This window comes from Streptomyces sp. NPDC059582 (genome assembly GCF_042735715.1).
GTDB lineage: Bacteria > Actinomycetota > Actinomycetes > Streptomycetales > Streptomycetaceae > Streptomyces.
This window is the reverse complement of sequence record NZ_JBHWCC010000009.1, coordinates 35,200-59,147: the sequence shown is the minus strand read 5'-3', so window position 1 is coordinate 59,147 and position 23,948 is coordinate 35,200. Positions and strand designations below refer to the sequence as shown.

Sequence of the window (23,948 nt, the reverse complement as noted above, 5' to 3'; positions counted from 1 at the left end):
CGGCTGTGTTCACTCATGTGCGATGCGATCGCGAACATCCAGTACAGCCGAAAGAATCTGGGTGCACCCTGCTCAATGGGGTGCCTCTCGCCGCAGTGTGCGCGGGACGGACCTTGAGCTCGCTCGGTGCCGAGGTGACGGCCCCGATACTCCCCTTGCAGCCATGACATGGTGGCAGGCGGCGATCATCCTGATCGCCGGTATCTGGTCCGGCGCCATCAATTCGGTAGTCGGTTCAGGCACACTCGTGACGTTCCCGGTACTGGTGGCCCTCGGCTATCCACCACTGACCGCGACCACCTCGAACGCGATCGGCGTGGCGCCGGGCTCCATCAGCGGCGTGATCGGGTATCGCAGGGAGCTGACGGGGTTCTGGCCGCAGGTCGCCCGGCTCTCGGTCGCCTCGTTCTTCGGCGCGATCTGCGGCACGATCCTGCTGCTGTCACTGCCGACGAAGGCGTTCGAGTCGTTCCTGCCGGTGCTCGTCGGCCTCGCCGTGGCGCTTGTGATAATCCAGCCCAAGGTCTCGCGGTGGATCGCGAAACGCCGCGAGGCCAAGGGCGTCGAGGACATGGACCACCAAAGGATCACCCCGCTGCTGCTGTTCCTCACCTTCCTGATCGGTATCTACGGCGGCTATTTCACGGCCGCCCAGGGCGTGTTGATGTTGGCGGTGATGGGCATGATGCTGTCCGAGCCACTGCAGCGCCTCAACGGCACGAGAAACGTCCTGTCCGCCTTGGTGAACGTCGTCGCCGGCACGATCTACGCTCTCAACGCGCCGATAGACTGGGCCGTTGTAGCCCTCCTCGCTGTCGGCTCGACCTTCGGCGGGCACCTCGGTGCCCGGATCGGGCTCAAGCTGAAGCCCGCCGTGCTACGTGGGGTGATCGTCGTCGTTGGTACCGGCGCGATGGTTCACATGGTCGCGAGGTAGGCAAACCCTCCGCCATGTCCGGGAACAGTCGTCCCGTGCGGACTTCGATCAGCTCGGGTTCGTCGTTGGAAACCCGTACGGGCATGCCGACGGCCGGTCTCCCGGCCTTCGGCATGCCCGTACGGGTCGTGGAGTGCTGTTCTCGCCGCACTCCGAGGGATGTCAGACCGCGGGCTGGCGCGGGTCGGCCGCTTCGGGGAGCAGTCGGGCGTTGACACGGTCCGCGCTCGGCCAACGCACGTCGTGGGCCCAGCGCAGCTTCTCGAACACCCAGATGAGGCGTGCCGACGGGTCGAGCTGGCCCGGCAGGACGCCGTGGCGCGCGCCCGTGGGGTCGGCGTGATGGGAGTTGTGCCAGCTCTCGCCGAAGGACAGCAGTGCGAGCGGCCAGAAGTTGGTGGCCTTGTCCCGACTGACGAAGGGGCGTTTGCCCGCGACGTGGCAGACCGAGTTGACCGACCACGTGACGTGGTGCAGCAGCGCCATCCGGATCACGCCGGCCCAGAGGAACCCGGTCAGCGCGCCGGTCCAGGTGCCGGTGACGAGCCCGCCGACCAGCGCCGGCAGCAGGAGGGAGACGGCGGTCAGCAGCCCGAAGAGCCGGCCGACGAGCCGCAGGTCGGGATCGGCGACGACGTCGGGCGCGAACCTGGCACGGTTACTCAGCTCGCGCTTCAGCATCCACCCGATGTGCGCGTGGAGAAGCCCCTTGAGCAGCGCGCGGGTGTCGGTCCCGTAGCGCCAAGGCGAGTGCGGGTCGCCCTCTCGGTCGGCGAAGGCGTGATGGCGGCGGTGGTTCGCCACCCACTGGGCCGGCGAACCCTCGACCCCCAGCGAACCCGCGACGGCCAGGGCGATCCGCAAGCCCCGCCGCGCCTTGAACGAGCGATGCGTGAAGAGGCGGTGATAACCGACCGTGAGTCCGAAGCCGGACACGAGGTAGGCGACCACCGCCATGCCGACGTCCAGCGCGGACAGGCCCCATCCCCACACGAACGGCGCCAGGGCGATCAGGCAGATCGGCGGGCTGACAACGAAGATCCACATCGCCACCCCCGCCGCGGCCGTCTGCGGAGCGTCGAGCAGCGGCTTGACCTCGGCCGCGGTCTCGGCGACGCGTTCGGCCACGGCCCCTTCAGCATGGTCAGTGTCGCTCGGGTTCATCGATTCCTCGCCGTTGCTCGAGCCATTTCGGATGTGGTGCCGGACCGGCCGGGATCGTGCGCACTCGGGCGCGCTTTCGAGCTCACTCGCCAGCCCACGTCATACCATCCCACCGGACGGCATCCGTGCAGGTCGTCGCCGGTGTCCAGGGTGTGAACGTCGCGGGACCGAATTTCCTTCGGCACGCCTCTCGACGTTCCACCCACCTCGACTTGCCCAGCAACGTATGTGCTCTGTCGTCGATCTCCTCGCCTGGCGCGCACCGGGTCCGACCGGCTCCGCGCTCAAGGCTGACGCAGAGTATGTGCCGTTGGACGGCCCGCTCGCGAGTGCAACAGCGTTCGTGACGGTCCAGGACTTAATCGGGCAAGTGGTGATCCGTTCCGGCCCCGATCGGTGGGATTCCGTCCCGTCAGCTGCGCCCTTTGAGGGCTCGGACACTCACGGAATCGATCACGCACCGCGAACCGATCCAACTCACCCCGCGCACCGACTTCATCGAGGCCACGCCGTGGACTTCACCGACACGCGGCCGCCGGCCACTCGGCGAACCTCCGGGTACGTGGTCACTCCCGACGGCCGCGGCCGGGGCGGTAGTTGGTTCCACGCACAGCCCGCCGCGATCCAGGACGGGCTGGACCGGGTGGCGAAGGCCGGAACCTTCCTCCAGTTCGGGGTCGCCGACTAACGCCGCCACGAACACGATCGCGGCCGACTCCTCACGATCCCCATACCGACGCCGGCCCCAGCCTGCGCCCGCTCCGGAGCGGGCGGCACCACCCGCTGGAGCAACTCCGACAAAGCCTCCGGCGCGAGAGGTTCCACAATCGTCATCCCCCGCAAATCCCGCAGGTCCGCCTGCGCCTGAGCGCCGCAGAGGGCCTGGCCGAGAGGGGCGAGAAGAGGCGCAGGGGGGTGGCGCCCGATCCAGGCGGCGCGCTGTAGATCTGCTTGCCATCTCGGCGTCGCCCATGGTGCGCCTCGCCACGTAGTCAGGAGCGTCCCCGAGCCGGGGGCGGTGTCCGGGCTTCGCCCTCAGATCCGGGCGGCCACCAGGGATACAACTAGATGGTCATTTCCGAGGGATGCCTGCGGAGGGTGTGGGCTGGGCGGCGGCCGAAGCCACCGCGAGACGGTCAGGCGGCGGGCTGCCGGCCCTGGTTGTCGAGGTGGCAGCGGGCGGTCAGGCGTCAGGGTCGACTTCGGGGTGCGTGAACCGCACGGGCTTGCCCAGCGACCGGGCGTAGGCGATTTCGGCTCGGGTGCTGTCTCCGATGTAGTCGCCGACTACGAGTACCTCATCAGCGAGGCGGATCTTCGCCCGGTGCAGCTCGTCGAGTCGGACCTTCAGCGCCTCGGCCTCGACAGGATCGGACCAAAGTTCGTGCGGCGACTTCATGTCACAGCCCGGTTTGACGACAATCTTTCCGGCTTTGGTCTCCCGCAGATCGGCCTCGTTCATCTCGGTCGTGAAGCGGGTGGAGCCGCAGATCACGACGATACGCGGGAGGCTCAACAGCTTCTTCGCGTCGGCGAGCTTCTCCTCGGGGGTGAGCAGTTGCGGGTATGACACTGGTTCCTCCTGGTGGTGTGGTCCAAGGGGTGCCGGCGGAGACGAGAACGAGGGTGTCCAAAGCCCGGTGAACACCTCGACGCCCCCCGGGTGATCCCCCGCTTCGCCCAGGCAGAATCCGAGGTTGTGCCAGTAGGCGAAGGTGCGCCGGTGTTCCGGTCCCGCCGTCCGCCTATGGTCGGAACGATATCGGCGGCAATCGCGGCAGCGGCGGCCATGTCGCCCGCTTCCCTGAGGAAATGGAAGAGGTCCCCGCGCGTGGAACAAGTGTCAGGATGCTCGGGCCCCAGTGCCCGTGACTCATCGTCCAGGAATGTCCCGAGCGCGGCGGCAGCGCTCGCGGCGTCCCGGCGACCTCGGCGGTTGGCCAGCTGCCGACGGACGTTGAAGGAGTCCTCGTCGTCCGGGCCCCTGAGCCGGAGGAACTCGTCCAGCAGGTCGACTGCTGAGGGCTCGCTCGGAGGTGTGCCGAGGCCGGTGCTGTCAAGACCAGCTCGGCCGGCGACTTGGGCGGCCGCCGAGCGCGAAGCGCCGCCCGTGCACCGATGACGGCGGCCGCAATGCCTGCACCGGGACACGTGGGGTGAGGAACGAACGGGCGGTGGGTGGGACTGGCGCGGCTCAGCGAGTGGGGAAAGAAGCCAGGGCAAGATCCCACTGGTCAGCTGCGTGAAGCAGCGCAGCTGCATCCACGCGCACCGTCACGAAGTACTGGTAGATGTCAGCCTTGTGATCTCCCTGCTGCCATGGGGGCGCCGCTTCCAGGGAGAGGTGCAGGCGAATCACCACCCCCGACTCGCTTCGGTCGGCGAGGCTGAAGGCCAGGACCGGCTCGTTGAACCACGTGTCCGGGGACACATACCCCTCGGCATCAGGCAGGGTGACGGCCATCGTCCCCTCAGCGACCGCGCGCAGCCAGACGGCGACCTGGCGGGCCTCACTCGTCAGCAGAGCCGGATCGGTAAAGGACCATCCGCCTTCGGACGTTGCCACTGTGCCGCCGATGACCAGCCAGTTGTCGTCGTAGCGGTCACCTCGGGTCCCAGCGAACTCATAACGCAGCGGGCGGAGTTCTACACTGTTCGCCTCATCACTCAAAAGCACGGCCCCAGGATGCCACGGCTCCCCATGCACGCCGCGGCACGTGCGGACGATCAGGATGGCCCCATGCACGCCGCGGCGCGTGCGGACGATCAGGATGGCCCTGTGCACACCGCGGCGCGTGCGGACGATCAGAATGATCCTGCGGTAGGCGACGCGAGTGCGTAGAGACGCCGGTCCGGGATGAGGACTCACAGGACGTTCACGATCCGGCGGACGAGGGTGATCACCGCCTGGGCATGGCGTTCAGCCTCGGCACGCTTGGAGCTCGCGACACGATCTTGTGGTCTGCGACGCTGCACCGCTGATGTCTGGCCACCCACTTGCCCGCGATACTCGGGCGATGGACAGCTACGAGTGCACCGCGACGCTTGAGTGGTGGGCCGACCGATCGACGTGCTTGGGCAGGCTCGGTGTGCGAGTCACTGTCCGCGTCACGGCCGACTACTGGACGTGCGATGCGGTCCTCGAACCTCCCCTGTCCGCGGAAGACCGGGAAAGCTTCGACTTCCTGATGAAACTCGATCCGCTCTTCACGCTGCGCCTCGATGAAGGGAGCTCGCTCCCGGTCGACGTCGTCGCAGCAGAAGACGACGGACGACTCATCCTCACCGCCTCTCGCGCACAGCCGACGGAGACACCCGGGTCCAGGCAGTTGCTGCCCTGACAGGACCGGCCAGGGCAGCAGCTTCGATGTGCCTCGACGCCCTGCGCGGTGTAGACATCGTGATCGGCGCGACCTTCGGCGGCGTCGACATGAGACGGGTGCGAACGGGCCAAGAGGGCCAGTGTGAACAGCCGTCGCACCTACGTCCTGACCGAAGCTCACACCGTCATGAGCCGTCGTCCAGTGCGAACCGCAGATACCGTTCCGCGGAACGCCGCACTGCGGCCGCCCCGTCGGCGGTGACCACTCGTCCCCAGAACGCTCCATAGACACGCTCGAAGGGGAACGGTTCGACCAGCGCAAGCGCGCGGCGAATCGTACTCGGCCGCTCCGGAATGAAGTTGGGAATGCTGTACATGAAGCTGACCCAGCGCCTGTCCATCACCACCATGAAGATGTCGCCGCTGAACAGCGCACCGCGCCCCTCAGGGTCATCGTCCCAATACAGCACGGTGCCGCCGGCGAAGTGCGTGCCCGCGTTGATCAGCGTCATGCCCGGCGCGATCTGCTGGGTGTCACCGTTCCAGTACTCGATCACCGGATCGGGTCGCCCGACCCAGTCACGGTCCGCGGCGTGGACATACACCGGAACGTCGAAGGCCCGGCCCCACTCGGTCATCGCGCCGTAGAAGTGCGGATGGCTGACGGCGATCGCGCTGATCCCGCCCAGCTTCTCGATCTCCACGGCGATATCGTCATCCAGGTAGCCCACGCAATCCCACAGCACGTTGCCGGACGGCGACCGGATCAACAGCGCACGCTGGCCTACGGCCACCGACGGCTCAGCACCGACCCCGATCACGCCGGGGCCTTCCTCATCGAACCGGCCACGCCGGCCACCGGCGTGCAACTCGGCCAGTGTGGTCCACTGCTGGCCGTTCCAGCCGACATACTGCCGCTCGTCCAGGCAAATCGGGCAGTCAGTGCGCGGCACCCCGTATTGCACACCGCAGGTACAACAGACAGGAAGCTGAGCACCGGTTACGGATACGACCGGCTTCGACGGCGACACCTGAGTCCTCCCAACTTTTGCGAACTTCAGCGAAGCCCACTACTTGGCGATGTTCGCAGCTGTCACCGAAGAACCTGGCTGCTGGACCAGCGCCTTGAGCGTTTCGTACGCGACTACCAGGGATTGTTCAGCCGGCGGCTTGAGGGGCCCACTCGCCCACGTCCCACGCGTATACCCTTCGCCCTCTCAGCGGCGGCACGCGAGGACGACCATAGACACTGACGCCGGCGTCAAGGCAAACCGATCCCTGACTTCGGCCGCCGCACCCGAGTTCAGCAGCCGAGCCGTGCAGGTGCCTGGGCGGGATCCCGGACGGCGGTCAGCCCGTGCCACCAGTGACCGCATGCGGCGCAGCAGAAACGCTCACGTCATCGCCCGTCGACGATCTCAGGACCGCGGCCAACAGCCTGAACCCCCCGCGGAGTTCATCGACGGGCTGGGAGTGACGACCGTCGACCCTCTGCTCGCCCTCGCACGACGACCAGCGCCGCGGGCCCACCCGTGTCGGAGCCCCCACCTCGCACTCGAGCGCGCCCGCGCAATGACCACGTCGCCGGGCTTCGACCCCATCCCTGCGGGGGGTTTGCCCATGAGTCCGGGAGAGGCGCCTCACACCCGCCATAGGCTACGCAACGTAGTCGAACGACTACCAAGAGTCGAAGGAGACAGGAATGCGTTCCAACTCGATGGGCCGGTTGGCGGTCCTTGCCTCAACAGCCCTGATGCTGGTCGGTGGGGCGAGTGTCGGCGCGGCCGAGGCCCAGGCGGCCGCTGGGCCCATCACGTACTCGATCGTGTTCTCCAACCCCCGGGAGAGCGACGACAACGACCTGCCCGAGCCCTACGGCGAAGTCGTCGTGAGGGCGCCGTGGGGCCAGCAGACCGCCCTGTGGGAGCACCCAGACCGTGACATCAACACCCCCACCCTGCCCCGCTACCCCCTGTTCGGCGGCGCCGAGCACAGGTTCGTTCCCCACCCCGTCACGGAGGTGTGCGCCTTCGTGGGCGAGGACGACACCGGTATCAACGACGACGACATCCTCGCCGACGGCTGTGTGCCGTACACGGGCCCCGGCGAGTACACCATCAGCGGCGAAGGCGGATCCGTCACGGTCACCGTGTACAACTTCGGCTGACGTCCACAGCGCACCGACGCCCGGCTGTCCCGGGAGGGTTGTCCCCGGGGCAGCCGGGCAGCCGCCCCAGCCATGGCCTGAGCGCTGAGCCCTGAGCTCTGAGCCCTGAGCCCTGAGCCCTGAGCATCACCAGAGGGTGAGCGAGCCGACGGGCTCAGCGATCGCATCGGGGGACGGCTGAAGTACCGACCTTCCGGGCCCGTCCATCGCGGGCCCGGAAGGTACGACAGCTCGGGCCAGGCCGGTGTCCGGGCACACGTCGCGGGGCCTGACAACCACGCCCGGCCTCGGACATGGAGCCGCCGGCGGCCGAAGTGCGGGTCATCCACCCCGCCTTCGACCTCGCCTTCGACCCCGCTTTCGACCCCGCCATCGGCTACGTCCTGCCGGTCGAGCACCAAGGGGGGAACGGGAGCCTCCCGGCGGGAAGGCTGAGCGGAACGAGACGCCGTGTGCCGCGGCGGCACCAGCGTCGTCGGAGTAGACCGCAGGGCGGGCCGAGTTGCCGGCCGAGCCCGCGGCTGTGTCCGTGCGGCCCTACCCGGCCGGCCGGTCCCCGACGCTGGGCCTGGCCCACGCCGAGGTGCGCCGGTACACGAGGCCCCGAAGAAGCCTCGACTGACGGTCGCTCATCCGCACAGTTCCATGACCGCCTTCCCCGTGCCTTACTGACTGCTTTCCCTGTGCGCTGTCGCGCGCTGCCGCGCGTTGTCGTGCATCGTCTTCGCGGCGTCCGGTTCGCGCGTCCGATTCGCGCGTCCGATTCGCGCGTCCGATTCGCGCGTGCTGTACGGCTATTGTTCGCCCGCTGTACGCCTTCTCCGTGTGTGATGTCGGACGGTCGTGAACGCGGCGGGTGCAAACCGGCGTGCGGGTGCAAGCCTGTGTGTCCACGTCCATCTCACTCTGGGTTGCACGCCCGGCGCCCCGGGCTGACAACGTTGTCTTCTGGTGTGGTCGGACCGTGCGTGCGTACAGCGACGCTGGAGAGGTTACGTGCCTATCAGATCCCATCCCCCCTTGCCCCGCGTGATTCGTCCTAGACCCGGCCGGCGTCGCCGGCCCCTGCGCGCGACCGTTGCGATGCTGGTCACCGGGGCGCTCGGCCTCGCCGCGTTGGCGGGTGGCGGCGCGGCCGCAGCAGTGCCCGTCGCCACCACGTCCGCGGGGTCCGGCGGGACGGACTACACGAAGCTCGTCGACCCGTTCGTGTCGACCGCCGGCGACGACGGCAACGACCTGCCGGGCGCGCAGGCGCCCCACAGTCTGGCCAAGGTCAACCCGCTGACCACGCCGAACCGCAACCACACCGGGTACGACTACAACGAGGACCACATCGCCGGGTTCACCGCGACGAACCTCGACGGCGTCGGCGGTTCCGGAGGCGGTGGCGACCTGCTCGTCGTCCCGACCTCCGTGCAGTACGACAGCCGGCCCGCCGCCGGCACTTACGCCCACGCGTACAGCCACGACGACGAGAGCGCGGCGCCCGGCTCCTACCAGGTGGGCCTCGGGGCCATCTCCGGAACCGCGTCGTCGGTGAAGCAGGACTCGGGCACCATCAAGGCCGAGATGACCGCGACGACGCGCACGGCGCTGGAGCGGTACAGCTTCCCCGCCGGGGCGAACCCCGAGCTCGTCCTCGACCTGGCGAACAACTTCACCAGCCGCACCCGCTCGACGATGAAGGCGACGACGCTCCCGAACGGGACCACGTCGATCACCGGCCTCATCGCGGGTTCGTTCAACGGCGCCTCGTACAAGCTGTACTACGCCGCCACCACGAACGTCCCTGTGACCTCCCTGAAGAGCTGGGGCAACGACGGCAAGCTGAGTGACGCGACCGCGCAGGACGGGTCCGACACCGGCGCCGTCCTCGGGTTCGACAAGGCCGCCGGCGACGACATCGAGCTGCGCATCACGCTGTCGCCGATCAGCGCGGAGCAGGCCACGACCGACCAGCACAACGAGGTGGGCGACCTCACCTTCGACCAGGCGCGCGCGCAGACGAAGGCGGACTGGAACAAGGCGCTCGGCGCCGTCGACGTGCGCTCCTCGGTGAAGTCCGACCCCGGGTCGACGCTCACCAAGGAGTTCTACACGCACCTGTACCGCATGTACGCGCTGCCGGTGAACGCCACCAGCACCAGCGGGACGTACCGCGGCGCGGACGGCGCGGTGCACGAGGCGAACGGCTTCACGTACTACGACGGCTGGTCCACCTGGGACGACTTCCGCAAGTACTCCGTCGAGTCCTACATCGACCCGGCCACCTACCGGGACATGATCCAGTCCCTCGTCGTGCTCTTCGCCGACGCGCGTACCTCGGGCAAGAGCCTCGGCAGCCTCACCCACTCCGTCCCGACCGTGCGCTGGGAGCGCTCGGCCGTGCTGGTCGCCGACGCGCTGTCGAAGGGCTTCAAGAACTTCGACCGGCTCGACGAGGCGTACCCGGCGCTGCTGTCGTACTCCGGGTACTACACGGGCGCGCAGCTGCGGCAGGGGTACGTCACCGGTGACCCCGGTACGACCGTGCAGCGCGGCTACGACCAGTGGGCGCTGTCCGTCGTCGCCGACGCGCTCGGCAAGAAGGACGACGCGAAGAAGCTGCGTACCCAGTCGACGATGGCGATCGACAACCTCGTGAGGTCGGGCGCCTGGACCGCGGCCGACGGCACCAAGGTCGGTCTGCTCACCCCGCGCGCCGCGAACGGCGACTGGCAGAGCGCCGACTACGAGAAGTTCGAGGCGGCGGGCCTCTACCAGGGCACCCTTTGGCAGTACCACTGGTACGACGCGTACGACATGGGCGGCCTCATCAAGGCCATGGGCGGCGAGAAGGCCGGCAAGGCCGCGGTCAAGCACATGTTCGGCGAGGACTCCAGCGCCGACGACGGCTCGACCATGCTGCACTCCAACGCGAACGAGATCGACCTCCAGGCCCCGTACCTCTTCAACTACGTCGGCGAGCCGAGCCTGACGCAGAAGTGGGTGCGCGCCATCTACACCGGCACGACCTGGAACCGCTACATCGCGACGGGCTCCACGAACGAGGCCCCCAGCTCCGGCGGCCAGTTCACCCCGCCGATCAAGACCCAGGTCTACAAGCTCTCCCCGAACGGCTTCCTGCCGACCATGGACAACGACGCCGGCACCATGTCGACCATGTTCGTCGGCGCCGCCCTGGGCCTGTTCCCGGTGACCGCCGGCTCCAGCCAGTTCCAGATCGGCAGCCCGTTCTTCGACTCCACGACGATCACCTACGCCAACGGCAGCCGGTTCACGGTGAAGGCCGACGGCGTGTCGCCGAGCAACTACTACGTGCAGAACGCGACCCTCAACGGCAAGCGGTTCAACAACACGTGGCTCGACTACTCCCAGATCATCGCGGGCGGAACCCTGGACTTCGCCATGGGTTCCAAGCCCTCCCAGTGGGGCGCCCACACGGAGCCCGCGTACTCACTGAACACCGACTCGGGCGACACGGGTGACGGCGACGCGGGAACGGGCAAGGGCGACACCGTCGTCTCCGCCCGTCCGGGCACCGTGGACACCGCCGCGGACGGCCGCGTCGGCGACAGCGTGAAGCTCACCTTGTCCGGACCGGCGTCGTTCGCCGCCCGCAACGGAACCAGCCTGACCAAGACCGGAGCGGCGACCGTGACCGGCCTGCCGGGCGGTGTCACGGCGGACCTCCGCGTCAGCGGCTCGCGCACGGCGACGCTGTCGCTCACCGGCACCACGCGGGTCGACGCGCGCTTCGGCATCACCTTCCACGACGCGGCCTTCGCCCACGGCGTGCGCGCCTCGACGGTGAAGGGCACCGGGATATCCCCGACCGACCCGCTCGTCATCTCCGCCGCCGCGGTACATCGCGAGGCCCTCGGCGCACTCGTCGACCAGGCGTCCCTGGTCCGCGGCGGGAACTACTCCGACGGCTCGTGGACTCTGTTCCGGTCGGCGCTCGAACACGCGCGGACCGTCCTCACGGACACCACCTCCGCGACGGGCACGATCATGGCCGCGGACGACGCGCTGCGGTCCGCCATCGACACGCTCACCATCGACGAGGGCGGCTACGCCGTCCTGCAGGCCGAGTCCCCCGACCAGAAGGAGGGCCCCAGCCTCGTCAGCGAGCGGAACAACTCGGACGGCAACCTCGGTGGCGTCACCGAGGGATCGTGGGAGCGGTTCACCAAGCTGGACTTCGGCGGGGTCGCCCCGCGGACCATCTCGGTCCGCTACGCGAACTCGCAGGCGACGAACGCGAAGCCGAGCAGCGTCGACATCCACGCCGGCGCGGCCGACGGTCCCGTCGTCGCCACGGTCCAGCTCCCCGGAACTGGCGGCTGGCAGTACTACACCACGGTGCAGGCGGCCGTCACCGACCCGGACGCCCTGCTGGGCGCGTCGAGCGCGACGTTCGTGTTCCACGCCCCGGCCGGCCAGCAGTGGGTGTCGAACTTCGACTGGTACCAGTTCTCGCCCTACGAGGTCGCCACGTCCCCCGCGACGACACTCGCCACGCTGACCGCGGTCAACAGCACCACTACCGGCGGCGGTTCGTCACCGCTCAATCTCTCGAACGGCATCTTCGAGAACGTGACGAACGGCGCGTGGGCCGAATGGAAGGACACCGACCTCCGCGACGGCGCCGACACCGTCACCGTCCGCTATGACAAGCCCCAGTCGCGCGCGGCCTCGGACTCGCACATCGAACTGCACCTCGGTTCGAAGGACGGCCCGAAGACCATCAGCATCCCCCTCGAGTACAGCGGATCGGGCTGGGGAACCATCGCCACCACCAGCGTGCACCTCGACCCGAGTGTCTTCACCGGCGTCCAGGACGTGCGCGCCGACTTCCTCTCCAGCACGCAATCGGCCGCCCAGCCGTACGTGGGCAACGTCTACTCGCTGACCCTGACGCAGGACGCCGACGCCCCCGTGGGCTTCGACGCCACCGCTTTCCGCTCGCACAGCGGCGGCGGCCTCAAGAGCGAGCCGGTCGGCTGGACCGGCGCGGGTTCCACCACCGACCTCGGCGGCACCTACAACGGCGCCTGGCTCACCTACGGGGACATCGACTTCGGTGGCTCCCCGAAGAGCACCGTCACGATCACCTACGTCAACAACTCCGCTCGCTGCGGCACCGGCTCCGCCGTGCAGCTCTACCTGGACTCCTTCGACGCGGCCGGCCCCGGCACGCCGTACGCGACCGTGCCGCTGCCGGTCACGGGAGCCGCGTGGTCGTCCGGAGGGACGACGAGCGTGACGCTGCCCAAGGCGATCACCGGCACGCACACCGTCTATCTGCGGCTGACGACGAACCCGGACTCCTCGCACCCGTACGTCGCGAACCTGGGCCGGATCACCTTCAACCACGTCGACACGCCCGCCGTCACGGACAAGTCCGCCCTGCGGAAGGCTATCGACCAGTACGAGGGACTCGCCGACGACGCGGAGCGCTACGACGCGATCGACTTCGGTGTGTACGGGCGTGAACTCGCGGCCGCACGCACCCTCGTCGCCGCCGATGAGGCGACGCAGCTCGAGGTCGACACGCAGACCCGCAGCCTCACCCTCGCCGCCAAGCAGCTGATCCCCCTGCCGAGGCTGAAGCTGGAGGACCTGGTCGCGACCGCGTCGGCCCTCGACAACACCCGCTACACGGACGCGTCGTGGAAGGCGTTCACCGAGGCACTCGCCGCGGCGAAGACCGCGGTCGCCGACGGCGCGGCCACGGACGCGACCCTCACCGCTGGGTACGACGCCCTCCACCACGCCATGTCCGCGCTCACCACGAAGCCCAAGGCGGTGCCGGCCGCGCCTGACGCCGTGTCGGCGACCTCGTCCGGCACGAGCGTGACCGTCGCCTGGTCCGCACCCGAGGACACCGGCGGCTCGCCGGTCACCGGCTACAGGATCACCCTCAGCGACGGCCACCAGATCAAGATCGACGATCCGGACAGCCCGTGCACCACGTTCACCTGGCTGAGGGCCGGAAGGTCTTACACGGCGCGCGTCCAGGCGGTGAACGCCGTCGGCACCTCGCACCCGAGCGCCGTCACGGCACCCGTGGTGACCGGCGGCGGCAAGCCGCAGGCGCCGAGCGTGACGAGTGTGATCACCGACGGCGAGCAGGTCCGCGTGGCCTGGCGGCCGGCCGGTGACGGCGGATTCCCGATCATCGGCTACACCGTGGCCCTCGGCGACGGAACCACCGCGCACGTCTCCGCCACGACGGACACGGCGCTGCTCACGACCGCGGGCAAGGCGAAGGCCCACACGGCCACCGTGACCGCGGTCACCCTGGCCGGAACCTCGGACGACTCCGCCGCGACCGCCTCGGCAGGCGACTCCGTGGCGACCGCCGCGGCCGGCGCCGCCGACCCGGCGTACGAGCCGTCGCCCTTCCCGGACGACACGCTCAACGCGACCTACGCGTCGGACAAGTGGCCGGGGACCGGCGACGGGACCGACTATTTCTACGGTCTGCTCAACGGTATCGACGGCCTCGGCTCCGACATCCTCGCCGCCAACACCAAGGTGCCCCACGGCACCCCGCTCACCGCTGAGAACGACCAGATCGCCGTGCGCATCAACAACGCGGCGACGCAGAAGGAGGTGGACCGGGCCGAGGTCGACGCGACCAACAGCGGCACCGTCACGATCGCCGACGGCCTAGGCTCCCGGCTCGGCCGGATCTACCTCGACGCCCTGAACGGCGGCGGCCTGCCGAAGACCAGCGCGCTGTTCTCCCGCGTCACGAAGAACCTCGACAAGGTCGACGCGGCGAAGAACCACTACGGCTACCAGCGCCCCTACGTGCGGCTCGGGTTCGTCGGCGACGGCGGCTACATCTACGAGTCGCAGGACGGCTCGTACGGCAGCCTCACCACCAGCGGCTCGTACCCGAGTGGCCACACCTACGGCGGCTACGAGGCCGGGACCATCCTCGCCACGCTCCTGCCGGAACTGGCACCGTCGATCCTCGCGCGCACCTCGGAGTACGGGGACAACCGCATCGTCCTCGGGTTCCACTACCCGCTGGACGTCATGGGCGGCCGGATCTCCGGACAGGCCACCGTGGCGCACCGGTGGGCGGACCCCGACTTCGCGAATCTGCTGATGCAGGCCCACACCGAGATGGAGAACGTGCTGCTCGCGCAGTGCGAGAAGGAGGGGTACGGCGACACGCTCGCGGCCTGCGAGGGCGACTCCTACGCCGGCCTGAGCAGGGCGCAGGACATCGACCTGTACACGCGTCGCCTGACCTATGGGTTCTCCCAGGTGGGGAAGTCCGGGCAGGGTCTCAAGACGCCGTCCGACGCAGCGGCGCTGCTGATCACGGCCTTCCCGGACCTCACCACCGAGCAGCGCACGCAGATCCTCGAGCAGACCGCGACGGACTCCGGGTACCCGCTCGACCTCACCGCGGACGGCGGAGCGAGCTGGCAGCGGATCAACCTGGCGGCCGCGATGGCGGCGCACGTGGTCGTCAACGCCGACGGGTCGGTCACGGTGAAGAACTTCTCGGACGCCACCAAGGCCAGTGTCGCCGACGCCAAGGCGATCACCGTCGGAGGCGTCGCGATCGACGGGTTCGATCCGGACGTGTCCACGTACGTCGTCGACTGGCCCAAGAGCGCGAGGATCCCGGCCGTCTCCGCCGTACCGGCCCAGTCCGGCGCACGGGTGAAGGTCACCGACGGCAGTTCGGTCCTCTCGTCGACCGGGCACCGGTTCACCACCCGCACCATCAAGGTGACCTCGGCCAACGGTTCGGTCACCCGGACCTACACGGTCGGCTTCCAGCCCACGGACCGCGATGACCGACCGATCGCGGCCGGCGGCAACGGCGGTGACCGCCACGCCGGTGCATCCGGTCTGTGGAGCGCCGGGGGCAATGGACCGGGCTCCGCCGACAGCGCCGGACTCTGGTCGCCGGCGGCGGAGTGGGCTGAACCCATGGGAACCGCCGGAGGGAAGGGCACGCTGTGACCGCCCGACGAACCGTCCGCCGCGGAGCCGCGCCAGGATCCTGCTGATCCTCGTTGGGCACGCCGGTGGCGAGCGGCCCCTCCGGATGAACCATCGCTGTTCATCCGGAGGGGCCGTCGGCGTCTCGGCACGGCCGTTCACGGCAGAGATACGGCCGTTCACGGCGGCGGTGCGGCCGCTCACGGCGGCGGTGCGGCGCTCCATTGCCGGGTGCCGGCGCGCTCCCGGCGGCGGAGCACAGCCGCCGAGTCCCCGCACCGGCCGACCGGTCGACTACGTGGTGGTTTCGGCGATGATGAACCCAACATCGGGGTCCGCCAAGCCCTCTGACGGGTCAGCACCCCCAGTCGTGGATCGCCCGCAGCCATGGTTCCCGGACGGCGGACATACGCGCGAGCGTGTACCGGCACGCAGCGACGGACGGCCGGAACGGGGACAGCGGGTGCGGACGACAACGGATCGTCCACTTCCACGCCAGGACGGTGTCCGACGGCCCGTCGGGCAGGGAGCCGCACGGCGCGAACAGCCCCCGTGCCGCGGCCTCCTGTGCTTTGACCTCCTCCCACGGTAGAGGCGGTCGCGGATGCTCGTCCTCTCTCTGGGACATGAGCGGCACGCCTCATGACGGTCGCGGCGTTGGAAGAGCCGCGCCAAACGTGCGGCAGAGACGGGGGCACGGGACGCCGCTGAACAGTATGAACACAACGATCGGTTCCATGGCTCTTCTCGCGCCGCCTGCCTAGCATCACGGCCCGAAGGGCAGCAACCTGTCTGTCGGAGCAAGGAGCCGCACCTTGAAGACGTCACGACCGCTCGCCCGCGTCACGCACTGGTTCCGGTCACACCGGTCACACCGCTCCCGCCGACGCCGCACCGTGGCCCTGACCACCTGTCTGGCCTCGGTGGTGCTCGGCACATTGACCCAGGCACCGCTCGCACAGGCCGGGGACAGGTATCCGGCACCCGCGACGTGTCCCGCCGCTCTCCTGGGCAAGGCCACCTGTTATACCGGCCAGGACGCCAACGGGGCCTACTACGCCATCGGCATTCCCACCGCGTGGAACGGTTCACTCGTCGTCCACGCCCACGGTGGCCCCGACCTGGGTGAGGGATCCGACCCGGAGCGCAGCGTCGGCGACCTGGACCGCTGGGCGGTGATGGTGGAGGAGGGCTATGCCTGGGCCGGCTCGTCGTATCGCCGCGGCGGCTACGGCACGCGCATGGCCGCCGCCGACACCGAGAACCTGCGTCGCCTGTTCGTGTCCCGGTTCGGCGACCCGAGGCGCACGTACGTGCACGGCCAGTCCTGGGGCGGCGATGTCGCCGCCAAGGTCGTGGAGGTCTACGGCGGCAAGCACGGCCGGTACGACGGGGCGCTGCTCACCAGCGGTGTCCTCGCCGGCGGCTCGCGCGGCTACGACTACCGGGTGGACCTGCGCGTGGTCTACCAGTACTACTGCCAGAACCTGCCCCGCCCCACCGAGCCCCAGTACCCGCTGTGGCAGGGCCTGCGACCGGCATCGACACTGACGACCGCCGGGCTCCGTGCCCGTCTGGAGGAATGCACCGGCTACGCCTCCGCCCCGCAGGAGCGGACCGCGCTGCAGCAGCGCAACCTCGACGACATCCTGGCCGTCACGGGCATCCCGGAGCGCACATTGGAGTCACATCTGCGCTTCTCGGTCTTCACCTTCCGCGACATCGCGCACAACCGGCTCGGCGACCGCAATCCCTTCTCCAACGCGGGCGTGCGGTACTCCGGTTCACACGACGACGGCGCGCTCAACGCCGGTGTCGAGCGCTTCTCCGCCGACCCGGCCGCCGTCCGTGACCTGTCCTACGACAGCGACCTCACGGGCAGGGTCTCCATCCCCGTGCTGACGATGCACGCCATCGACGACCCGACGGCGTTCGTCGAACACGAGGCGGCCTACCGGGCCACGCTCCGGGGCGCGCACCGGGACGGGAATCTCGTCCAGACCTTCACCCGCGAAGCCGAGCACAGCGAACTCAGCGACTCCGAGTACGCCGCCTCCGTCTCCGCCCTCAATACCTGGGTACGTACCGGAAAGAAGCCGACCCCGCGGTCGATCGCCGCGTCCTGCGAAGACTTCGACCGCACCTATGGCACCGGATGCTTCCACGCACCCGACTACCGCCCCTCCTCCTATGCCTCACGGGTCAGGCCGCGACCGGGCGGGCTCACCTGGCCGGCGATGACCGCCGCGAAAGAGAAGGCCTGGAGCCACATCGAAGGCGTCGGAATCGCCCCCTGAGCGGGCCTGTTACGTCCCACTAACGCCAGATCACCCGCCTCATCACCGGCAGCCCCCGCCCATCGACCACATCCCGCACTGATCGACCTCGCGCCGCAGAGGCAACACCAAGCCCGCATCAGCCACTACAAGCGACACGGACGCAACCCCGGCGACGCCGGCGCCGATGTTGGATGCACCGACCGCTCGTTCGTGCTCTGCAAGGCGCTCAACGCGGAGCCGGACCGTACGGCGACCATCCGGGTCGCCGCACGCCGGATCCGTGATCTGCCCGACCGCCGGGGAGCGGCCGCGAGTGCCGGGGAGACATGGTCGCGCGACTGCGTCAACAGGCCCATCGCCGATGGCGAACGGTCCGTAAATCACACACAGTTGCTCTGGGCGGGCAACGCTCAGCACATGACGCATGTCGAACGGTCCCTGCCAGGAAGCGGAATCGACCGCAGCCGCTGGGCGGGCCCGAAGAGTACCGGGCGAGTGTGGCCCTCTCCCACCGAGCGGCTCCGCTCAGCTCTGGTGGAGACGCTTCAGGGCCAGGGAGAGGCCGACTCCCTTCGCGTGGTGCTTGAGCCGGTTGTGGTCGGGTTCGCGGTCGGTTTCGATCGTGAACCTTTTGTCCTCCCGGTAGTACCGGAGGGCCTCGAAGTCGAAGAGCATCACGTCTTCGGCGGTCATCGGTCGTTCGGACGTCGTCGTGTCCGAGAACATCGGACCTTCCTTGGGGAACACGTCCGTCCTCGAGGTCTCCTTGACCACCAGGCCGCCCGTCACAGTGAGGCAGTACTGGGAAAAGTTGCTCTGGTCCTCGTCCGCCTGACGCCCGCGTCCGCGCTCCTTCTTGTGCCAGGAGCGGGACTGCAGCACCCAGAAGTCGTCGGTCTCCGTCCGTGGGATGTCGACGGTGTAGGTTTCCTGCCGCGTGGACAGACCGAACAGTCCGCTCTTGACCTGGCGGGTGCGCTCCGACTGTTCGACGACCTGCCGCGTCCCGCGCGGCGCGCGGGTTTCCCGGGCTACCTTCTCCGCATAGTGCCGCAGCCGGTTCCAGTCCAGCTCGGTCCGGTCGTAGGCGGTTCTGCTCAGTCCGCTCATGGTGCTCCTTTCCGGGGGCAGGAGTCGACGACCGCCAGTGCCTCGATCTTGGCGGCCGGTATCCGGCGCGGGGTGCCGGACGGCTCCGTGAGAAGAGTGAAGTCCTTCGATACGCCGGCCGGTTCGCCACAGACGACCGCCGTGGGCGTCATGTCGAGTACCCGGGGCCGTGAGACCTGATCCCCGGTCGGGGTGGCGTGGGGCAGCCACCAGGACGTCATCGTCATGGCGACGATCACGGGCAGGGAGACCAGAAGCGCGATCCCTTTGTCGAGTTCGGGATAGTGGCCCGCTTCGGGGAGCGGGCGGCCGTGCCCGGCAAGCACCATCAGTTCCCGCCCGTCGCAGATGGCTTCGCGGGCTTCGGCCGCCGAGGACAGCCGGTTGAGGTTCCATCGGCGTTCCCGCTCGAAGAGATCCATGCGATGAAGCGCTGCCCATGGAGGAGCGGCCCTGCGCATCGCTCCATGCCCAGCGCACCAGGTCCTCGTCGACGAGGTCGAGGAGGATGTGGAGTGTGTGGCATCCGTTGGGCAGTGCGTCGAGGAGCGCGCCCCCCTCGTCGGCCGGTGGGAGGTAGACGGCCGCCAGCAGATCGTCGAGGGACTCCCCCCACCGGGGTTCGGTTTTGTGCCGGACCTCGAACGCGCCCAGGCGGTGTATCCGGCTCTGCCGGCGCTCGGCGCCGAAGCGGTCTCCGTCGGGACGAGTGCTTCGCCGGTGCGCGAGCAGCCCACGGTCCGCCCTGATCGGCAGTTCCTTGAGCCGATCCATCATGTTGCCGGCCATGGCCGTGTTGTTCGCCTCCAGCAGGCCCACCAGCCGGTGACCGGCCAGGAAGTCGGCCACCACGGCGAGGGTCTCCGGAGAGTGGTGCTTCTCCGCCGCCGACAGCGATCCCCTGTACATGTCCCGCAAGCGTCGCCGGTACTCCTCCTGGTGGTCGGCGCGGTAGGAATCGACCTCCACGACGGCCTCGCGCCAGGTCCGTAGCGCGTCCTCCGCGGAGCCACACTCTTCTTGTGCCTCCGCCGGTTCGGCAAGGGCATGGGACATGCCCAGCAGATCGCCGATCCCCCGGTACAGGGCGAGGGACTCGGTGAACAGTTCCACCGCCTCGGCCCAGTGCCCCCGCCCTCGTGCGGTTCCGGCCCGATGCTGCGCGGCGTTGCCCTGGAACGCCGGATCGTCGAGGGCGGTGGCGATGTCCGCCGCCTCCTGGAGCTGCTCCAGGGCGGGTTTTGCCGAGTGGTGCCAAAGGGTCATGTACCCCCAGCTGACCAGTGCCTGTACGCGGCCGAAGCGGTACGTCGAGTCGTCGGCGACCGCCGCGGCCTTCTTGAAGTGCTCGGTGGCGGCTTCGATGTCCTCCTGGGCCACGGCGATCCTGCCGAGCCCGATGTGGGCGTGGACTGTGGGCAGTCGGGGCCTGTTGCCGGTCTCCGCTTCGAGGAGGGCCCGGACGGCGGCGAATGCCTCGTTGTGCGAACCCGCTCTCACTGCGTTGTCGCCTTCGGTTTCCAGGCGTAACTGCCGTACCCAGGCTTCCGGTGTCAGGTCCGGATTCCATGGGCCCGCGGAGCCCTCGGGGTCCCGCAGCGCCTGGTACCGGCTGCGCAGGGCGATCGGAGCGGGAACGTCGATGCTTTGTACCAGCGACTTCCTCTGTATGGCGTCCGAGCTCTGCCAGGCGGCGAGGAGCTCCTCACACGCTGGGTGTCCGGAGATGTCCGTGACGTAGGAATCCCCCATCGGTCCCCTCTCCCCGACGACCGAAGATATCCAGCTCTGATCGGCCTGGCCAGTCCCGGAAGGGAGGTCGCCCTTTCGGGTTATTTCTCGTCACTCTGCTCGATATTCGCGCGCCGTTCATTCGGGCAGGGGTGCCAACGCCTGCTCGCCCGCCAGGATCCGCCATGCCGGAACCCGCACCGTCCAGCCCACCGGCTATGCCTTCGACCCGTAGCCCCCGGACGGCAGCCCGTTCAGGAGGTCACCCCGCACGTGAACCAGCCGCAGCTTCCGTGCCGGGTCGCCACCGGGCGGCGGCCCGGGGTTGATCAGAACCGCCGCGTTCTCCCCGGACGAGGTGAACAGCAGATCCACGGGGTGTCCGCCGACCGTCGGCGCCCACCCCAGGTCGGTGCCGCCGCACTCGGCGAGGTCCTCCTGGAGCCGGTGGGCGGGTCCCTCGAGGAAGAGGTTGTCGGTGCAGCGTTCGACGGTGTTCCGCTGTTCATAGGCGTCGCGGTCGAAGGACGGTGGCCTGCCGTCGCGGCTTCCCTTGCGAGGTCGGCGGCCGCGTGGGTCCGCTGGGATCGGGATGACCACCCGGATGCGGCCTTCGCGCAGGTGTTCGCGAATGGTGCGTGAGGAACGCGCCTTGTCGGCCAGGCCCGCGATGGGTCGAGTGCGGGGCCGCCCCCGCGGGCGGGGAAGCTGCGTGCCCCGTTCGGTTGGTGTGACCATCTGTTAGCGTGCGCGGATGGAAGATCTGGGACTCGTGGCTTGGCCCCCTGAGCCGATCAGGACCGATCGGCTTGTGCTCCGTGAGTCCGAGGCGCGGGACCGTGCGGCGTTCATGGAGCTGCTCGCCTCGCCGGAGGTGAACGCCTACCTCGGCGGTCCCCGCCGGCGTGACGAGCTCGAGCGCGAGACGCCTGAGGTGCCCGAGCGGTGGCCCGGGAGTTTCGTCGTCGATCTCGACGGGGCGATGATCGGCCAGATCCTGCTCAGGAGGGCAACCGGGCACCGTCGCCCGGCCGCCGAGGGGAAGGCCGATCTCGGCTACCTGTTCCTGCCGCGGGCGTGGGGATTCGGGTACGCCGCCGAGGCGTGCGCGGCGGCCCTCGGCTGGTTCGGCGGTGCCCTTCCCGGCGAGCCGGTGGTGCTCACCACGCAGACCGCCAACGTCGGCTCGATGCGCCTCGCGGCGAAGCTGGGGTTCACCGAGGTGGAGCGGTTCGAGGCATGGGGGGCCGAGCAGTGGCTCGGCATGTGGTCCCCGGTCATGCCTTCCAGTTGAGTTCGTGACGGAAGCGTAGGGGAGTACATCCACACGCGCGAGCGGCCCGCAACCGCGACTCGCCCGCGCGCATGCCGGACATCACCTCTGATCCCGCCGACTTCCTCGCATGGGGCCAACAAGTCCGGCTCGGCCTGGTCGTCGAAGGCGAGCATCCACACCGGCCGGTAGGCGGCGGGGGTCGGCGCACAAGAGGGGGTCCTGCGCCTGCTCGCGCGCCCGGTGAGTGACGGTGCGGCCCTGTGCCACGCCATGGACGGCTCCCTGCCGGAAGATGCCGAGCGAGCTGCCCAAGGCGCGCCCTTCCTTCCTGCGTGCGCACGGCCGCCGACTCACCCGGTCCAGGACCCTGTTCGATCGAGTACGACCGGGTGATCGGAAAGACAACGGCTTGTCAGCCCCGGGGGGCTGAGACCCGCGGGCTCCGGGGCCTGCCCGCGGTCACACCGTGGGCAGGGTCCACTTCTGGTTGGCGCTGCCCGTGCAGGACCAGATCTGGGCCTGTGTACCCGGGGTCGTGGAATGGTCCGTGTCGTCGAGGCACTTGCCGGACTGCGGGTTCAGCAGGCTGCCATTGGTCTGGGGTACCCAGACCTGGGCGCCGGTGCCGTTGCAGTCGTAGATCTGCACCTTCGTGCCGTTGGCGGTGCCGGCCGCCTTGATGTCGAGGCACTTGCCGAGGACCTGGAGCGTGTTGTTCGCCTTGTTGACGGTCCACTGCTGGGCGCTTGAGCCGTTGCACGTGTACACCTGGACCGGGTTGCCGTTCGCGGTCGACGCCGCACGGTCGTCCAGGCAGAGGCCGCCGGGGCCGACGACCGGCCCGGTCGGGTTGGTGCCGCCACCACCGCCGGTGATGGTGTTGAACGTGTTGGTGAACTGGTACGAGCTCTGCGAGACACCGCTGCAGGTGTCGGAGAGGCCGCCGTTGGTGGCACACGCCTTGTCCCGGCCGAGGGCCCAGAACGCGAGCTCCTGGATGCCGTTGGCCTTGGCGAAGTTGGCGAGGGCGGTGGCGTTGGCGGTGGTGAACTTCTCGTTGATCGAGTCGTTCACACCGATCATGGGGGTGTTGCCCTCCATGGCCCACAGTTCGGCGGAGGTCTTGGTCGGGTAGATCTGCGCGAGTTGGTTGTGCAGGCCGTTGGCCGCGCTGATGGCGGCGGCACCCATGTCCGCCACGTTCTGGTAGTAGTCCATCGTCATGATGTTGACGAGATTGACGGTGACGCCGCGGGACTTGGCGTTGTTGATCAGCGCCAGGTTGTCGCCGTCGAGGCCGTTGGGATCCGTCGCCAGCGTGTAGTTGACGTCGATCTTCTTTCCCGCGGCCGCGTACGTCGACTGGATGTGGGCGAGCGCCTGGTTGCGCCGGTCGATCGACGCGGTGTCCCTGATGGGCGCGCCTTCGATGTCGAAGTCGAGGCGTGTCAGGTTCAGCGTGTCGATGACCCGCTTGTACTGCGTCTCCAGGGCCGCCACCGAGGTGCACGCCTGGCCGAGTTCGGTGCCCGAGGCTCCGCCGAAGGAGGCGATGACGTCGCCGCCCTGGGCACGCAGGCTGTTGATCGCGTTCGTCCAGCCCGCGTCGGTGATCGGAGTGTCACCGTTGAGCGTGGCGTTACAGCTCCCGTCGCTGATGACGAACGCGAGCGTGTAGTACTTGTTGCCCGTGGCGCTGACGGCGTTCGCCATCGCGGACGGGGAGTTCCACATCTCGATGTAGGGCGCGGAGTAGTGGGCGGGGAAGCCGGGGCCGGGGTTGGCGGCGGCGAAGGCTTGGGGAGCTGCGCCCAGCAATGCCATGGACGCGAGGACGGCTGCGGGGGCGAGGCTGTGTCTGATGCGCATGAACGCTCCGTCAGTTGGCCGGATACGGGGGGGCGGCCGAGCACTTGCGGTGATGCAGCAGTTCAGTGAGCAGAAGTGCAGTGAACTAGTGAAGGCGGCGCCTCGCAAGAGAA

Annotated in this window: 13 protein-coding genes and 2 pseudogenes; 6 read left to right on the top strand and 9 right to left on the bottom strand. The window is 68.9% G+C overall.

Translation table 11 applies throughout. The features are described from left to right. The first annotated feature begins 163 nt into the window (after positions 1 to 163). A complete protein-coding gene (locus ACFV0T_RS10880; protein ID WP_385776758.1) occupies positions 164 to 937 on the top strand; it encodes a sulfite exporter TauE/SafE family protein in 774 nt (257 codons plus the stop codon). A gap of 162 nt (positions 938 to 1,099) precedes the next feature. Here ACFV0T_RS10880 and ACFV0T_RS10875 read toward each other — a convergent pair whose 3' ends face one another. The 4 genes and pseudogenes from ACFV0T_RS10875 to ACFV0T_RS10860 form a co-directional block, all read right to left on the bottom strand. Beyond that, positions 1,100 to 2,101 carry an acyl-CoA desaturase gene (locus tag ACFV0T_RS10875; RefSeq protein WP_385776756.1) on the bottom strand — a complete coding sequence of 334 codons (1,002 nt, stop codon included), beginning with the start codon at positions 2,099 to 2,101 and terminating at the stop codon, positions 1,100 to 1,102. Positions 2,102 to 2,469: 368 nt separating this feature from the next. Then, positions 2,470 to 2,935: pseudogene (locus tag ACFV0T_RS10870) on the bottom strand (hypothetical protein); the annotation flags it as partial. A gap of 349 nt (positions 2,936 to 3,284) precedes the next feature. Next, positions 3,285 to 3,674: a hypothetical protein gene (locus ACFV0T_RS10865; RefSeq protein WP_385776754.1), complete on the bottom strand. Its 390-nt coding sequence runs from the start codon at positions 3,672 to 3,674 to the stop codon at positions 3,285 to 3,287. Between the two features lie 621 nt (positions 3,675 to 4,295). Continuing rightward, on the bottom strand, positions 4,296 to 4,886 hold the full coding sequence (locus ACFV0T_RS10860) for a hypothetical protein (RefSeq protein ID WP_385776752.1): 591 nt from the start codon (positions 4,884 to 4,886) through the stop codon (positions 4,296 to 4,298). Between the two features lie 232 nt (positions 4,887 to 5,118). Between ACFV0T_RS10860 and ACFV0T_RS10855 the strand changes: the two genes are divergently transcribed. Next, the gene (locus ACFV0T_RS10855; RefSeq protein WP_385776750.1) at positions 5,119 to 5,442 is read left to right on the top strand and encodes a hypothetical protein; all 324 of its coding nucleotides are present in this window, start codon (positions 5,119 to 5,121) and stop codon (positions 5,440 to 5,442) included. 166 nt (positions 5,443 to 5,608) lie between these two features. Here ACFV0T_RS10855 and ACFV0T_RS10850 read toward each other — a convergent pair whose 3' ends face one another. Continuing rightward, on the bottom strand, positions 5,609 to 6,376 hold the full coding sequence (locus ACFV0T_RS10850) for an MBL fold metallo-hydrolase (protein ID WP_385776748.1): 768 nt from the start codon (positions 6,374 to 6,376) through the stop codon (positions 5,609 to 5,611). 749 nt (positions 6,377 to 7,125) lie between these two features. Between ACFV0T_RS10850 and ACFV0T_RS10845 the strand changes: the two genes are divergently transcribed. The 3 genes from ACFV0T_RS10845 (at position 7,126) to ACFV0T_RS10835 (ending at position 17,867) form a co-directional block, all read left to right on the top strand. Continuing rightward, on the top strand, positions 7,126 to 7,590 hold the full coding sequence (locus ACFV0T_RS10845) for a hypothetical protein (RefSeq protein WP_385776746.1): 465 nt from the start codon (positions 7,126 to 7,128) through the stop codon (positions 7,588 to 7,590). A gap of 1,083 nt (positions 7,591 to 8,673) precedes the next feature. Further along, the gene (locus ACFV0T_RS10840; RefSeq protein WP_385776743.1) at positions 8,674 to 15,591 is read left to right on the top strand and encodes a glycoside hydrolase domain-containing protein; all 6,918 of its coding nucleotides are present in this window, start codon (positions 8,674 to 8,676) and stop codon (positions 15,589 to 15,591) included. Between the two features lie 905 nt (positions 15,592 to 16,496). Then, positions 16,497 to 17,867 carry a hypothetical protein gene (locus ACFV0T_RS10835; RefSeq protein ID WP_385777008.1) on the top strand — a complete coding sequence of 457 codons (1,371 nt, stop codon included), beginning with the start codon at positions 16,497 to 16,499 and terminating at the stop codon, positions 17,865 to 17,867. A 507-nt stretch (positions 17,868 to 18,374) separates the two neighbouring features. Here ACFV0T_RS10835 and ACFV0T_RS10830 read toward each other — a convergent pair. Together ACFV0T_RS10830 and ACFV0T_RS10825 are read right to left on the bottom strand one after the other, a co-directional pair. Continuing rightward, on the bottom strand, positions 18,375 to 20,711 hold the full coding sequence (locus ACFV0T_RS10830; protein WP_385776741.1) for a hypothetical protein: 2,337 nt from the start codon (positions 20,709 to 20,711) through the stop codon (positions 18,375 to 18,377). A gap of 195 nt (positions 20,712 to 20,906) precedes the next feature. Further along, positions 20,907 to 21,290, bottom strand: a complete 384-nt coding sequence (locus ACFV0T_RS10825; protein WP_385776739.1) for a hypothetical protein — start codon at positions 21,288 to 21,290, stop codon at positions 20,907 to 20,909. Between the two features lie 154 nt (positions 21,291 to 21,444). Between ACFV0T_RS10825 and ACFV0T_RS10820 the strand changes: the two genes are divergently transcribed. Beyond that, positions 21,445 to 21,984, top strand: a complete 540-nt coding sequence (locus tag ACFV0T_RS10820; RefSeq protein WP_385776737.1) for a GNAT family N-acetyltransferase — start codon at positions 21,445 to 21,447, stop codon at positions 21,982 to 21,984. A gap of 113 nt (positions 21,985 to 22,097) precedes the next feature. Here ACFV0T_RS10820 and ACFV0T_RS10815 read toward each other — a convergent pair. Together ACFV0T_RS10815 and ACFV0T_RS10810 are read right to left on the bottom strand one after the other, a co-directional pair. Continuing rightward, positions 22,098 to 22,278, bottom strand: a pseudogene (locus tag ACFV0T_RS10815) (XRE family transcriptional regulator); the annotation flags it as partial. A 147-nt stretch (positions 22,279 to 22,425) separates the two neighbouring features. Further along, positions 22,426 to 23,835 carry a ricin-type beta-trefoil lectin domain protein gene (locus ACFV0T_RS10810; RefSeq protein ID WP_385776735.1) on the bottom strand — a complete coding sequence of 470 codons (1,410 nt, stop codon included), beginning with the start codon at positions 23,833 to 23,835 and terminating at the stop codon, positions 22,426 to 22,428. Positions 23,836 to 23,948 lie beyond the last annotated feature (113 nt).

Bases quoted from the DNA above. Each gene is read 5' to 3' on its own strand.
- ACFV0T_RS10880 (WP_385776758.1), top strand. From the start codon at position 164: ATGACATGGTGGCAGGCGGCGATCATCCTGATCGCCGGTATCTGGTCC.
- ACFV0T_RS10875 (WP_385776756.1), bottom strand. From the start codon at position 2,101: ATGAACCCGAGCGACACTGACCATGCTGAAGGGGCCGTGGCCGAACGC.
- ACFV0T_RS10855 (WP_385776750.1), top strand. From the start codon at position 5,119: ATGGACAGCTACGAGTGCACCGCGACGCTTGAGTGGTGGGCCGACCGA.
- ACFV0T_RS10845 (WP_385776746.1), top strand. From the start codon at position 7,126: ATGCGTTCCAACTCGATGGGCCGGTTGGCGGTCCTTGCCTCAACAGCC.
- ACFV0T_RS10840 (WP_385776743.1), top strand. From the start codon at position 8,674: ATGCTGGTCACCGGGGCGCTCGGCCTCGCCGCGTTGGCGGGTGGCGGC.
- ACFV0T_RS10830 (WP_385776741.1), bottom strand. From the start codon at position 20,711: ATGGGGGATTCCTACGTCACGGACATCTCCGGACACCCAGCGTGTGAG.
- ACFV0T_RS10820 (WP_385776737.1), top strand. From the start codon at position 21,445: ATGGAAGATCTGGGACTCGTGGCTTGGCCCCCTGAGCCGATCAGGACC.
- ACFV0T_RS10810 (WP_385776735.1), bottom strand. From the start codon at position 23,835: ATGCGCATCAGACACAGCCTCGCCCCCGCAGCCGTCCTCGCGTCCATG.